Below are 12,627 nucleotides of genomic sequence, written 5' to 3' on the forward strand. Positions count from 1 at the left end.
GGCGGGGGAGCTGGATCCGTATCGGGCGGCGGACGAACTGGTGGCGGGCCTGACGCAGGGCTGACCCGGTCCAAGGGAACGGATCGTGGCGGGGGAGCTGGATCCGTATCGGGCGGCGGACGAACTGGTGGCGGGCCTGACGCAGGGCTGACCCGGTCCAAGGGGCACTGCCCCCTGGACCCCTGCCCCACCTGATGTCAGTCGTCGTCGCCGTGGCGGTCGTCGCGGTCGTCGCGGTCGTCCTGGCCGTTCCGGTCGTCGTCGTGGTCCTGGGTGAGCTTGCCCGTCTTGACGTCGACCTTCCACTCGCCCTTCGTGGTCTGCACGTTCCAGGCCGCGGGGCCGTCGTCGTCCAGGTCGACCTCGGTGACCGTGCCCTGGGCCGCGGCGGTTCGGGCCGCCTCGCGGGCGTCCACGTCCGTGCCCTTCAGGGCGGCGAGGTCGTCGCGGGCGTCGTCATCGTCGTCGTCGCGCTGGGCGCCGAGGACCTTCCCGGTGTCCGGGGAGACCTTCACGGTGTACTCGGTGCCGTTCGACTTCACGACGTCCACGTCCCAGGCGTCCTCGCCGTCGTCCTCCCGGTCGACCGCGACGGCCGTACCCGGCGTGTGCCCCAGCGCGGCCGCTACGGCGTCGACGGCGGTGACGTCGGCGCTCTGGGCGCTCGACTGCCGCTCCTTGGGCGCGCTGTCGTCGTCCCCGGACGCGTACGCCGCGACGGTGCCGCCTCCGATCAGGGCCGCGGCGGCGACGGTGGCGATGACGATGTTGCGCTTCATTCCGGTTCCTCCCGAGTCGTTTCGGTTCGACGGGACACACGCTGCCGAACCGACGCTGAGAGGAACCTGAAGTCCCCTGAAGAGATCTTCAGCTTCGCTTTGCCAGGCTGTACGCATGCGTCTGTTGATCGTGGAGGACGAGAAGCGGCTCGCCCTGTCGCTCGCCAAGGGCCTGACGGCCGAGGGGTACGCCGTGGACGTCGTCCATGACGGGCGCGAGGGGTTGTACCGGGCGAGCGAGGGGTCGTACGACCTCGTGATCCTCGACATCATGCTGCCCGGCATGAACGGCTACCGCGTCTGCGCCGCCCTGCGCGCCGCAGGCCACGACGTGCCGATCCTGATGCTCACCGCCAAGGACGGCGAGTACGACGAGGCCGAGGGGCTGGACACCGGCGCGGACGACTACCTCACCAAGCCGTTCTCGTACGTCGTCCTCGTCGCCCGCGTCAAGGCGCTGCTGCGGCGCGGCGGCCAGGGCGCCGGGGCCTCGCCCGTGCACGTCCACGGCGACCTCAAGGTCGACACCGCCGCCCGCCGCGTCTTCCTCGGCGACGACGAAGTGGCCCTCACCACCAAGGAGTTCGCGGTCCTGGAGCAGCTCGTGGTGCGGGCCGGCGAGGTGGTGTCCAAGGCCCGGATCCTGGAGCACGTCTGGGACTTCGCGTACGAGGGCGACCCCAACATCGTCGAGGTGTACGTCAGCACCCTGCGGCGCAAGCTGCGCGCCGGGCTCATCCGGACGGTCCGGGGCGCCGGCTACCGGCTGGAGAAGGAACAACGATGAGACGGCTCTTCGGCTCGGTCCGGTCGCGGGCCACGCTCGGTGCCACCCTCGTCGTCGCGGTGGCGCTGGTCGCGGCGGGAGCGGCGGTGCTGCTGTCGTTGCGGTCCAACCTGATCGACCAGGCCGGCAACGGCGCGCAGCGCACGGCGCAGAACGTCGTCGCCCAGCTCGCCGCCGGGAAGGCGTACGACCAGCTGGACCTGGACGACGAGAGCCCGGTCCAGGTCGTCGACGCGGACCAGGCGCTGGTCGCGGCGAGCGACGGTCTGGAGCGGATCAGCGGCACGGCCACCGACGCGGTGAAGCCGCGACCGGGTGCGGTGCCCGGCACGGACGGCGAGGACGACGACGAGGACGACGACACGGCCCCGGGCGCCGGAGAGATCGGCGAGGGAACCACGTTCAGCGACGGCTCCGCCACCATCGACGGTGAGACCGCCGACTACCGCTTCGCCGCGGTCCCGGTGGTGGCCGGCGACAGGGGGCTGCTCACCGTCTACGCCGGCGGTTCGCTGGACGCCGAGCAGAGCGCCGTGAACACCGCGCTCACCGTCATGCTCATCGGCTTCCCGCTGCTGCTGGGCGTCGTCGCGGCCGTGACCTGGCTGGTCACCCGGCGTGCCCTGCGCCCGGTGGAGGGCATCCGGCGCGAGATGGCGGAGATCACCGCGTCCGAGGATCTGTCGCGGCGGGTCCCCGAGCCCGGCACGCACGACGAGGTCGCCCGGCTGGCCCGGACCACCAACGAGACGCTCGCCGCCCTGGAGACCTCCGTCGAACGCCAGCGGCGCTTCGTCGCCGACGCCTCCCACGAGCTGCGCAGCCCGATCGCCTCCCTGCGCACCCAGCTCGAAGTGGCCGCCGCCCACCCGGAGTTCCTGGACCTGGACGGGGCCGTCGAGGACACCGTACGGCTGCAACACCTCGCCGCCGACCTGCTGCTGCTCGCCCGCCTCGACGCGGGGGAGCGGCCCACCGACGCCCGGGTGGAGCTCGCCGCGCTGGCCGAGGAGGAGGCCGAGGGGCGGGCCGGGGTGACAGTGACGGCGGACGGGCCGATGGAAGTGGCCGGATCCCGGGGGCAATTGGGACGAGTGCTCGCCAATCTGCTGAACAACGCCGCTCGGCACGCCCGTTCCGCGATCACCGTGACGGTGCGCAGGGAAGGGGACCGGGCCGTCGTCCAGGTCGCCGACGACGGGGACGGCGTGGCCGTGGCCGACCGGGAGCGGATCTTCGAGCGGTTCGTACGGCTGGACGAGGCCCGCAGCCGCGACGACGGCGGCGCCGGCCTCGGCCTGGCCATCGCCCGCGATGTCGCCGAGCGCCACGGCGGCACCCTCACCGTCCACGAAGCGCCGGCAGGCGGAGCCCTGTTCGAGCTCCGCCTGCCGATCGCCTAGTGCCGCGGCAGGCGACGTTTGCCCGTCAAGGAGCGGCGTCCGGCGCGTGCTCTCGGCGTGCCGGCCGGAAGCCCTCGTACTGGATGTACCTGGGCTTTCGGCCGGTGCGGCGAGAGTGAGTGCCGGGCGTCGCGAGGTGGCGAACGTTGCCTGCCGCGGCACTAGGGGGTGTTTTGAAAGTCCTGTGCGGTGCCCGCGGTGTTCGGTGCGTGCCCTCGGCGTGCCGGACGAAGGCCCTCGTACTGGACGTACTTGGGTCTTTGGCCGGTGCGGCGAGGGTGCGTGCCGGGCGCCGTGGGTGCTGTGCGGGACTTTCAAAACACCCCCTAGCTCACGCCACCGTCGCGCGCGCCTGCCGTACGAGCTTCAGATAGCGCTCCCAGTCCCAGTGCTCGCCCGGATCCGTGTGGTCCGTGCCCGGCACCTCCACATGGCCGACGATGTGCTCGCGGTCGACGGGGATGTCGTAGCGGGCGCATATGCGGGCCGTGAGCCGCGCCGAGGCCTCGTACATCTTGTCCGTGAAGCCCTCGGGCCGGTCCACGAACCCCTCGTGCTCGATGCCGACACTGCGTTCGTTGTAGTCCCGGTTGCCCGCGTGGTACGCCACGTCCAGCTCCCGGATCATCTGGGTGATGCGGCCGTCCTTGCGGACGATGTAGTGCGAGGCCGCGCCGTGTTCCGGGTCCTGGAACACCTGCACCGCGCTGTCGAAACTGCCCTGCGTGACATGGATGACCACCATGTCGATGCCGTAGTCGTCGGGCCGGTCCGCCCGCCGCCAGTTCGCGTCCGACGCCGCCACCCACCGCGCGCCCGCGAAGTCGACCTCACCCTCCTTGCGCGGCTTCTCCACGCCGGGCATCCGCCACCACAGCCGCCCCAGCTCGTCGCGCGCCAGCACACCGGTGCCCACCGCGGCCGCGGCGCCGCCGATGAGCAGTGCCCGCCGGCCGATGCGCCGGTCCGGGTCCTTGGACGCCTTCCTCGCCCCCATGCGATCGTCAACGGATACTCGTGGGCTCCGGTTCCCGTGGACCCGTACTCTTGAAGAGTTATGACTGACACCATCCCGCAGCGCCCCCTTCGCGTACTCGCCGCCATGTCCGGAGGCGTGGACTCCGCCGTAGCCGCCGCCCGCGCCGCGGAGGCCGGCCACGACGTGACCGGAGTCCACCTCGCGCTCTCCGCGAACCCCCAGTCGTTCCGCACGGGCGCGCGTGGCTGTTGCACCATCGAGGACTCGCGCGACGCGAGGCGCGCCGCGGACGTCATCGGCATCCCGTTCTACGTCTGGGACCTCGCCGACCGCTTCCGCGAGGACGTGGTCGAGGACTTCGTCGCCGAGTACGAGGCGGGCCGCACCCCGAACCCCTGCCTGCGCTGCAACGAGAAGATCAAGTTCGCCGCGCTGCTGGACAAGGCGCTGGCCCTCGGCTTCGACGCGGTCTGCACCGGCCACTACGCCAAGGTGATCGTGAACCCGGACGGCACGCGCGAGCTGCACCGCGCCTCCGACATGGCCAAGGACCAGTCGTACGTCCTCGGTGTCCTGGACGACAAGCAGCTCGCCCACGCGCTCTTCCCGCTCGGCGACACGGTGACGACGAAGGACGAGATCCGCGCGGAGGCCGAGCGCCGCGGTCTCGCGGTCGCGAAGAAGCCCGACTCGCACGACATCTGCTTCATCGCCGACGGCGACACCCAGGGCTTCCTGGCGAAGCGGCTCGGCAAGGCCGAGGGCGACATCGTCGACGAGTCCGGCGCCAAGCTGGGCACGCACGAGGGCGCGTACGGCTTCACCATCGGCCAGCGCAAGGGGCTGCGCATCGGCACCCCGGCCGCCGACGGCAAGCCGCGCTACGTCCTCGACATCTCCCCGGTCGACAACACGGTCACGGTCGGCCCGGCGGCCGCCCTGGACGTCACCGCCCTGCGCGCGATCAAGCCCCGCTGGTGCGGCACCGCCCCCACCGGCCCCGGCACCTACACGGCCCAGCTCCGCGCCCACGGCGGCGAGACCGAGGTCGCCGCCGAACTGGTCGACGGCACCCTGGAGGTCACCTTCGCCGAGCCGGTCCGCGGCGTGGCCCCCGGCCAGGCGATCGTCCTGTACGACGGCACGCGCGTGGTGGGCTCGGCGACGATCTCGACGACCACGGCTCGCCGGGAAGCTGCCACAGCCTGATCCTCGAGGGCTCGCAGGAGCTGGCACGGTCCGACCACCCCGGCATAGGCTGGCCGTCGCGGAAGGTCCGCACAGTGTGAGCCGGCGGCGGGACCTCCCCGCCCCTTCGGGAGGTGGACGGTGCTTCTGCGCTTTCGAGTGGCGAATCACCGCTCGATCCGGGACGAGGCCGAGCTGACACTTGTCGCTGCGGGCAGTGCTGACAGTTCCGATAGCATCGCGCGGGACAGCGGGATCGCTCAGGACGGTGGCGGGCACGTGCCGGTGCTGCCCGTGGCCGGGATCTTCGGTGCGAACGCTTCCGGCAAGAGCAACCTGCTCAGCGCGTTCCACGCCATGCGGGAGGCGGTACGCACCTCCTTCGCGGACTGGGCCAAGTATCCCGGGGTGCCTCACCGGCAGCCCTTCAAGTTGGACGCCGCCAGCGCCGAGGAGACCACCCTCTTCGAGGTCGACCTGGTCCTTGGCGCCCGCACCCCCGTCCGTTACACGTACGGCTTCGAACTCTCTGACGACCGGGTGGAGGCCGAATGGCTGCACGCCTATCCGGAAGGCATCCGGCAGGTCTGGTTCGACAGGGAGGCGGACCGCCCGGCGGAGGACGGCGACGAGTACCTCTTCGAGAGCCCGGCCTTCACCGGCCGCCGCGACGACCTTGTCGCGCTCACCCGGCCGAACGCCCTCTTCCTCTCCACCGCGGCCACCCTCAACGACCCGCAACTGTCCGCCCTGCACCGCTGGTTCCTGAACAACCTGTGGCTGATGACCCCGGGTGAGGACATCACGCACCGTGCCGACTGGACCAGGCGCCGCCTCACCGAACTCCACGACGACACCGGCTACCGCGAACGACTCGTCCAGCTCCTGGCCGCCGCGGACCTGGGCGTCACCGGCTTCGATCTCGATCCGGACACCGGCGCCGTCGCTCTTCGGCACCGGACGGAGGGGGCGGAAGCGGTTCCCCTCGACTTCCTCACCGAGGAAAGCTTCGGCACGCACGCGTGGTTCGCTTTCCTCGGCCCGATGCTCACCGTCCTCGACAACGGGACGACGCTGCTGGTCGACGAGCTCGACTCCAGCCTCCATCCCACGCTGGCCGCCGAGGTCGTCCGTCTCTTCCAGGACCGCAAGGCCAACACCAAGGGCGCCCAGCTGATCTTCACTACCCATGACGCCACGCTGCTCGGCAACGCCGTACTCGACCGTCCGCTCCGCCGCGATCAGGTATGGCTCACCGCCAAGACGAAGTCCGGCGCGAGTGAGCTGTATCCGCTGGCCGCCGCCCATCCGGAGGAGGGCGAGGACCTGGAGCGGGGCTATCTGCGTGGCCGGTACGGAGGGGTGCCCCGGGTGGTGCCGGGCGAGATCGCCCGCGAGGTGTCCTGGCTGGAGGAGAAGGCGGCTGCGACGGCGTGAGCGAACGGGGTGGGCACGGAGCATGAGCAGCAGGCGCAGGTCGAAGAAGGACGCGGCGAGCACGGTGATGCCGCCGCAGGCGCCTCCGTCGCAGTACTCACGTCGCGAGCGGGTGCTTTACGTGGGGTGCGAGGGCGAGGTGACCGAGTACGACTATCTGCGGTACCTCAACAAGGAGTTCGGGAGCGGGGACAACGAGACCGGCCGACCGCCCTTCACCATCAAGCCGGTCCGCAAGGCCGACGGCCTGATCCCGTCCCGTACCGTCAAGGCGGTGGTCGAGGCCGCTCAGGGGGAGGACGAGACCTGGGTGCTCTTCGACCGGGACAGCCACCACGACATCTCCGAGGCGTTCGAGGCCGCAGCGGCCTCGGACACCGAGGTCTGCTTCTCCCACCCCTCCTTCGAACTTTGGTTGCTGCTGCACTTCCAGCCGTTCGGTGGAGCCCAGGGCGCGGCGAAGAACACGCACGTCCTGGAGAAGCTGCGCAAGGCCGACCCCGCGTACAAGCGGTTCGACAAGCCCGACAAGGGTCTGAACGATGCCCGTACCAAGGCGCTGAAGGGCAAGGAGAAGCCGGCGGTGCACAACGCGCGGGCCTTGGTCGGTCAGTGCGAGCACGATTCGTGCAAGCCCGCCAACGCCACGTTCGAGGCTCCGGAGTACGGTCGCTCGGCCAAGGAACGGGCCGCCCGCTCGGGGCACGCCAAGAACTGCGAGGTCCTGAGCCGCGACCCGTCCACGGACGTGTGGCGACTCCTGGTCAGCCTGGGCATCGTCGAGGTCTGAGCGACGGCCGCGCCCCCGGTGTACAGCGGCGGATGTCCGGTTCCGCGCGGGTTACCTCCCGCACCGGCGGGCCGTCTAACCTTCCGTAGCACCTCCATTTCCGTACGAAGGATCCGCGTGTGGCCAGAATCACCCTGCCCGAGCTCGAACGCCATCTCTTCTCGGCCGCCGACATCCTGCGCGGCCGGATGGATGCCTCCGAGTACCGCGACTTCATCTTCGGGATGCTCTTCCTGAAGCGGGCCTCGGACGAGTTCGAGCCGGAGTGGAAGCGGGTGTACGAGCAGCGGCTCGCGCAGACCGGCGGCGACGAGGCGAGGGCGCTGGCCAAGGCGGACAACCCGGCCGCCTACCCCCGCGTCTTCTACGTGCCGCCGCGGGCCCGCTGGTGGCGTGGACCGCACCACGACCCGGAGACGCCGCAGAGCCCGGCGCCCGGCATCATGGCCCTGACCGAGAAGGTCGGCCAAGGCCTCGACGAGGCTTTGGTGGCGCTCCAGGAGGGCAACGACCTGCTCGCGGGCATCGCTTCGCACATCAGCTTCAACGAGGTGGTCGGCACCAAGCCGCGCTTCACCGATCCCGAACTCCGTTCACTGATCCGGCACTTCAGCCTCTACCGGCTGCGCAACGAGGACTTCGAGTTCCCCGACATGCTGGGTGCGGCCTACGAGTACCTTCTCGGCCGGTTCGCGGACTCGGCCGGCCAGCGCGGCGGCGAGTTCTACACGCCGCGTTCGGTGGTGCGGATGATGGTGCGCCTGGTCGACCCGCAGCCCGGGGAGTCGGTGTACGACCCGTGCGCGGGCTCCGGCGGCATGCTGATCGCGGCCCGCGAGCACGTCGAGGAACACGGCGGCGACCCCGAGGAACTGTCGGTCAACGGGCAGGACAAGAACGGCCCGTCCTGGTCCATGGCCAGCATGAACATGGTCCTGCACGGCATCCACACCTTCGACCTCCAGCACGGCGACACCCTCGCCGAGCCGCTCCACCTCGACGAGAACGGGCGGCTGCGCAAGTTCTCGGCGATCTTGTCCAACCCTCCGTTCTCGCTCCCGTACGACGAGGACGCCGTCGCCAAGGCCGACGAGGACCACGGCAAGCGGATGCACTGGGGCTGGACGCCCGGGAGCGGCAAGAAGGCCGACCTGATGTTCGTCCAGCACATGGTGTCCGTTCTGGAGGAGGACGGCGGACGAGCGGCCGTCGTCATGCCGTACGGGGTGCTCTTCCGGGGCGGCAAGGAACGCGAGATCCGCATCGGGATGCTCCGCGCGGACTGCGTCGAAGCCGTCATCGGCCTCGGCCCGAACCTGTTCTACGGCGCGGGCGTCCCGGCCTGCATCCTGATCCTGCGGCCCCCGCACGGGAAGACCGACCCGAAGCGCCTGGAGAAGGTCCTCTTCATCAACGCCGACCGGGACTTCACTGCCGGCCGCAACCAGAACGAACTCGGCCCCGAACACATCGAGAAGATCGTGACGGTCTTCCGCGAATGGCGCCTCATCGACGGCTACTCACGCGAGGTCCACCGCGACGAACTCCTCGCCCCCGACGCGAAGGGCGTCCCCGAGGCGAACTTCAACATCCGCCGCTGGGTGGACAATTCACCGCCCGCGGAGCCGCAGGACGTACGGGCGCATCTGTACGGGGGCGTGCCGGTCGCCGAAGTCGCGGCCAAGGAGGGGCTGTTCAAGGCGTACGGGGTCGATGCGGGTTCGCTGTTCGCGCGTCGGGAGGGCTCGGGCGAGTACTACGACTTCCTGCCGGAGGGAGCGGAGGCCACGGCCGCCCGTATTCCGCGACTGACGTACGCGCGGGAGTCGGAGCTGCGCGAGACGTTCGACGAGTGGTGGTCGAAGAGCTCCGGTCTCTTCGCACAGCTCGCGGCGGACCGGAAGCTGATGGATTTGCGCAGCGGGCTTCTCGACGGGTTCACGGCCGCGGTCGGCGGAGCGGGGGTCGTCGACGAGTTCACGACCGCCGGCATCATCGCCGCGTGGTGGACGGAGAACCGCTACGACATGAAGGCCCTCGCGGCGGGCGGCTTCGAGCGGGTCCTGGAGGGCTGGGCCGACTCCGTCGAGGCGATCGTCGACCCGGCGGTCCCGGGTGGCGGCGCGGATGACGCGAAGCGCACGTCGGTCTCCCCGGCCGAGCGTCGCAGGGCCCTTGACCAGCCGGTGGTACGGGAGCTGATCCCGGAGTTCCTGGAGGCGGTCAAGGCGGCGGACGTGGCGGTCGCGGAGGCGGAGGCCGCGGCGAAGACGGCGGCTGAGGCGAGGGCGGCGGTGGTGGACGCAGGTACGGACACGGACGACGAGTCCGAGTCCGCGTCCGGTGAACCGGCGGAGCCGGTCGCCCCGGAGGAACTCGCCGCCCTGGAAAAGGCGTTGACGGCGGCCAAGAAGGCCCTGACGGCGGCGCGCAAGAAGCGCAAGGCGTTGGACGACAGCTTCCTGGCGGAGTTGAAGCAGGCGGCCAAGTGGAAGCTGTCCGAGGCGGGCGGCCCTGAGGGTGTCGTCCTCGCCGTCCTGCGCCGTGACCTGTCCGACCGCCTGAACGCGGCGTTGGCAGCGGGCCGCCGCGAGATCGTCGCTTCCTTCCGAAGCTGGGCCGAGAAGTACGAGGTGTCGCTGACGGACCTGGAGTGCGAGAGTGGGGACGCAGCGAAGGGGTTCACGGAGTGGCTGGGGGCGTTGGGCCCCGGGTTGCTTCGGCGGCAGGACAGCTACGAGGCGCTGGAGACGAAGGTGATGTCCTGCAATCCGGGCATCACCCTGGGGGCGCATCGCGCACCGCAGAAGAGGGCTAGTGGCTACCTACGTGTGGCCAACGTGCGCATGGGATGGATCGACACCTCGGACGTCGCTTTCCTGGAGTCGCAAAGGAGCGACCGTCCCAGGTATGAGCTGGAGGTCGGTGACGTACTGGTCGTGGAAGGGCATGCGAATCCGGAGGAAATCGGCCGGGCTGCGGTGGTCGGTCCTGCCGAAGAAGGATTGCTCTACCAGAACCATCTCTTTCGGCTCAGGTTCGACCGTGACGAAGTTCTACCGGAATTCGCGATGCTGTGGCTGAACTCGAAAGCCGTTCGTTCCTACTGGATCAGCCGATGCGCAACAAGTTCCGGGCTGTACACGATCAACTCAAAGCTATTGGCGGATGTTCCGTTCCCGGTGGTGCCTATCGACGAGCAGCGGCAGGTCGTGGAGACCTGGCGCACGGGAATCCGGGCGGTCGATTCGCTGCGTGGTCAGGTCGCGAAGCTCCGCACGATCCAGCAAGGGGTGATCGAAGACCTGCTCAGCGGTCGGTCCCGAGTGAACCGGACCTGAGGCTCTCGATCAGCGCACCGAATGACGCCCGGCCCGTGACGAACACGGTCGCCGGGCGTTTGCTGTCCCGCAGGGCAACGCCCGTCCGCACCCAGGCGACCTCGACGCAGTTGTTGCCACCGGAGTCGGAGTATGAAGACTTCAACCACTGCGGGCCGGGCACGTGAGACACCTCTTACAGCTCTCTTGCGATCTTGCGGACGAAGTCCCTGGACTTGGTGGGAGTCAACGCCACCTTCTCCGCCATGTCCAGCCGGGTCCGGAAGTTGGCCAGTTGGGTTGGTGAGTCGATGAACACGGGCTCTGCGGGGGAGTCCATATGGACCGTGTCCAGATGAGGATTGGGCGCTTCGGCGTACAGCACGGAGGAGTCTCCGAGCAGGGGGAAGCCGCCTGCTTCGAAGGGAACCACGCGCAGGGTGACATTGGGGCGTTCGCTGGACTCCAGCAGATGCTGGAGCTGGGCTCTGGCCACATTGCGACCGCCGAGCTGCATGCGCAGGGCCGCTTCGTGGATGACACCCGAGTAGGAGATGGGTGAGTCACCGGTCACCACGGTTTGGCGCGCCAGGCGGTGTGCCACGCGCAGCTCGATCTCCAGGCGGGCGAGTGGAGGGAAGAACAACTCGAAGATGGCGCGGGCGTGTTCCTCGGTATGGAACAGGCCGGGCAGGTGCGCGATCTGCACCGTTCGCAAGCCGACGGCGTAATCCTCCAGCGCGGACACGTCCAGGAAGCCAGGCGGGATCTTGCCTCGGTACTCCTCCCACCAGCCGGTCTTGCGACCGCCGGTCAGGTTTGCCAAGGCGTTGATGAGGTCGGCGTCGTCGCACTCGTAGATGCTGGCGAGGCGGCGCAGACGTTCTTCGCTGATGCCGAAGCGGCCGGCCTCGACGTTCGAGATGACCGTGCGGTCCGTGCCGAGCAGTCCGGCGGCTGTTGGCGCGGACATGCCTGCCGCTTCGCGGAGCCGTCGCAGCTCGGTGCCGAACCTGCGTTGAAGGATGGTCGGGGTCTGCCGGGGTGACATGAGGCCTCTCCTAGTGCTCGCGCACAGTGTGCCGAGTCGATTACTCACGGTCTACCAGAATCTAAATGTTAACTCTTCTGTGTAACCGCATAGCAACGTTATGTGATCTCGCAGTACCTTGTTAATCGCGCCGCCCCGGTACCCGCCGCCCTGCGGAAGCGCACCGGCCCCCTGCCCTCCGGAAGGCAGGGTCCCGGCACTGCCACCGCCATCCGGCAGTTCGCAAACAGGCGCCCCAAAGAACCCGTTCCGCACCACGGAGGTACACCCTCGTGAGCAGCAACGAACAGAGCACTGAACCCGGCAACGAACCGTCTCACCCCGTCAGTTACGACGTCCGTGACGACGTCGGCTACGGCGACCACCCCGCCCCGCTCCCGTTCGCCGCCCCCTGGGTGTACGAACTCCACCTCCCCTGCGACCCACGCGGCCCCCGGATCGTCCGGGGCACCCTCCGTGCCGTACTCCAGGCGCACGGAATCGGTGAACTCGCCGATCGGGCAGAGCTGTTGACCTGCGAACTCGCCACCAACTCGGTGCGGCACACCAAGGGGCCGGTCATCGTCCGGATGCAGTGGCTGTGCCCCGCGCTGCGGGTGAGCGTGTGGGACGCGAGTCCGGATCTGCCTCCGTTCGCGCCGGACGTGGCGATGCCCGATCCCGCCGCTCCCTGCGGTCGCGGGCTGCCGATCATCGAGAGTCTCGCCGACCGGTGGGGCGGCTGCGGGTCCGTCGACGGGCGGGACGGCGGGCCGGGCGGCAAGACCATCTGGTTCGAGCTCGCCCTCGGCGATGGTTTCCGGCCACCCTCACCCGTGCTCGCCGCCTGATCCGCGCGCACCCCGCGCCACGCTCTCCGGCCGCCGATAGAGTTTCGATCACCTGTCCTGTAC

Annotated in this window: 11 protein-coding genes; 7 read left to right on the forward strand and 4 right to left on the reverse strand. The window is 69.6% G+C overall.

All coding sequences use genetic code 11. From position 1 onward, the window contains the following. Positions 1 to 197: 197 nt before the first annotated feature. Positions 198 to 779, reverse strand: a complete 582-nt coding sequence (locus RMT89_RS15640) for a PepSY domain-containing protein (protein ID WP_315884369.1) — start codon at positions 777 to 779, stop codon at positions 198 to 200. A 115-nt stretch (positions 780 to 894) separates the two neighbouring features. Here RMT89_RS15640 and RMT89_RS15645 point away from each other — a divergent pair, with 115 nt between their 5' ends. Beyond that, entirely contained in the window at positions 895 to 1,566 is a 672-nt protein-coding gene (locus RMT89_RS15645; RefSeq protein ID WP_315884370.1) for a response regulator transcription factor, read from the forward strand. Further along, positions 1,563 to 2,969: a HAMP domain-containing sensor histidine kinase gene (locus tag RMT89_RS15650; RefSeq protein WP_315884371.1), complete on the forward strand. Its 1,407-nt coding sequence runs from the start codon at positions 1,563 to 1,565 to the stop codon at positions 2,967 to 2,969. The genes RMT89_RS15645 and RMT89_RS15650 overlap by 4 nt, the downstream gene beginning before the upstream one ends. Before the next feature lie 331 nt (positions 2,970 to 3,300). Here RMT89_RS15650 and RMT89_RS15655 read toward each other — a convergent pair whose 3' ends face one another. Further along, complete coding sequence (locus tag RMT89_RS15655; RefSeq protein ID WP_315884372.1) at positions 3,301 to 3,966, reverse strand: peptidoglycan recognition family protein; 666 nt, start codon at positions 3,964 to 3,966, stop codon at positions 3,301 to 3,303. A 60-nt stretch (positions 3,967 to 4,026) separates the two neighbouring features. Between RMT89_RS15655 and mnmA the strand changes: the two genes are divergently transcribed. From mnmA to RMT89_RS15675, 4 genes are all read left to right on the forward strand, one after another. Beyond that, a complete protein-coding gene (gene mnmA, locus RMT89_RS15660) occupies positions 4,027 to 5,157 on the forward strand; it encodes a tRNA 2-thiouridine(34) synthase MnmA (RefSeq protein WP_315884373.1) in 1,131 nt (376 codons plus the stop codon). Positions 5,158 to 5,415: 258 nt separating this feature from the next. Further along, positions 5,416 to 6,573: an ATP-binding protein gene (locus tag RMT89_RS15665; RefSeq protein ID WP_315884374.1), complete on the forward strand. Its 1,158-nt coding sequence runs from the start codon at positions 5,416 to 5,418 to the stop codon at positions 6,571 to 6,573. A gap of 22 nt (positions 6,574 to 6,595) precedes the next feature. Further along, positions 6,596 to 7,363 carry an RloB family protein gene (locus RMT89_RS15670; RefSeq protein WP_315884375.1) on the forward strand — a complete coding sequence of 256 codons (768 nt, stop codon included), beginning with the start codon at positions 6,596 to 6,598 and terminating at the stop codon, positions 7,361 to 7,363. A gap of 119 nt (positions 7,364 to 7,482) precedes the next feature. Further along, a complete protein-coding gene (locus tag RMT89_RS15675; protein WP_315884376.1) occupies positions 7,483 to 10,704 on the forward strand; it encodes an N-6 DNA methylase in 3,222 nt (1,073 codons plus the stop codon). On the opposite strand, the gene RMT89_RS15680 is transcribed toward RMT89_RS15675, so the two are convergent. Together RMT89_RS15680 and RMT89_RS15685 are read right to left on the reverse strand one after the other, a co-directional pair. Continuing rightward, complete coding sequence (locus tag RMT89_RS15680) at positions 10,673 to 10,876, reverse strand: DUF397 domain-containing protein (protein WP_315884377.1); 204 nt, start codon at positions 10,874 to 10,876, stop codon at positions 10,673 to 10,675. The genes RMT89_RS15675 and RMT89_RS15680 overlap by 32 nt on opposite strands. Positions 10,877 to 10,879: 3 nt before the next feature. Further along, complete coding sequence (locus RMT89_RS15685) at positions 10,880 to 11,734, reverse strand: helix-turn-helix transcriptional regulator (protein ID WP_315884378.1); 855 nt, start codon at positions 11,732 to 11,734, stop codon at positions 10,880 to 10,882. A 272-nt stretch (positions 11,735 to 12,006) separates the two neighbouring features. Between RMT89_RS15685 and RMT89_RS15690 the strand changes: the two genes are divergently transcribed. Then, a complete protein-coding gene (locus RMT89_RS15690) occupies positions 12,007 to 12,564 on the forward strand; it encodes an ATP-binding protein (RefSeq protein WP_315884379.1) in 558 nt (185 codons plus the stop codon). The last annotated feature ends 63 nt before the right edge of the window (positions 12,565 to 12,627 follow it).

Origin of the sequence: Streptomyces sp. P17, assembly GCF_032436805.1 — a bacterium.
Classification (GTDB): Bacteria; Actinomycetota; Actinomycetes; order Streptomycetales; family Streptomycetaceae; genus Streptomyces.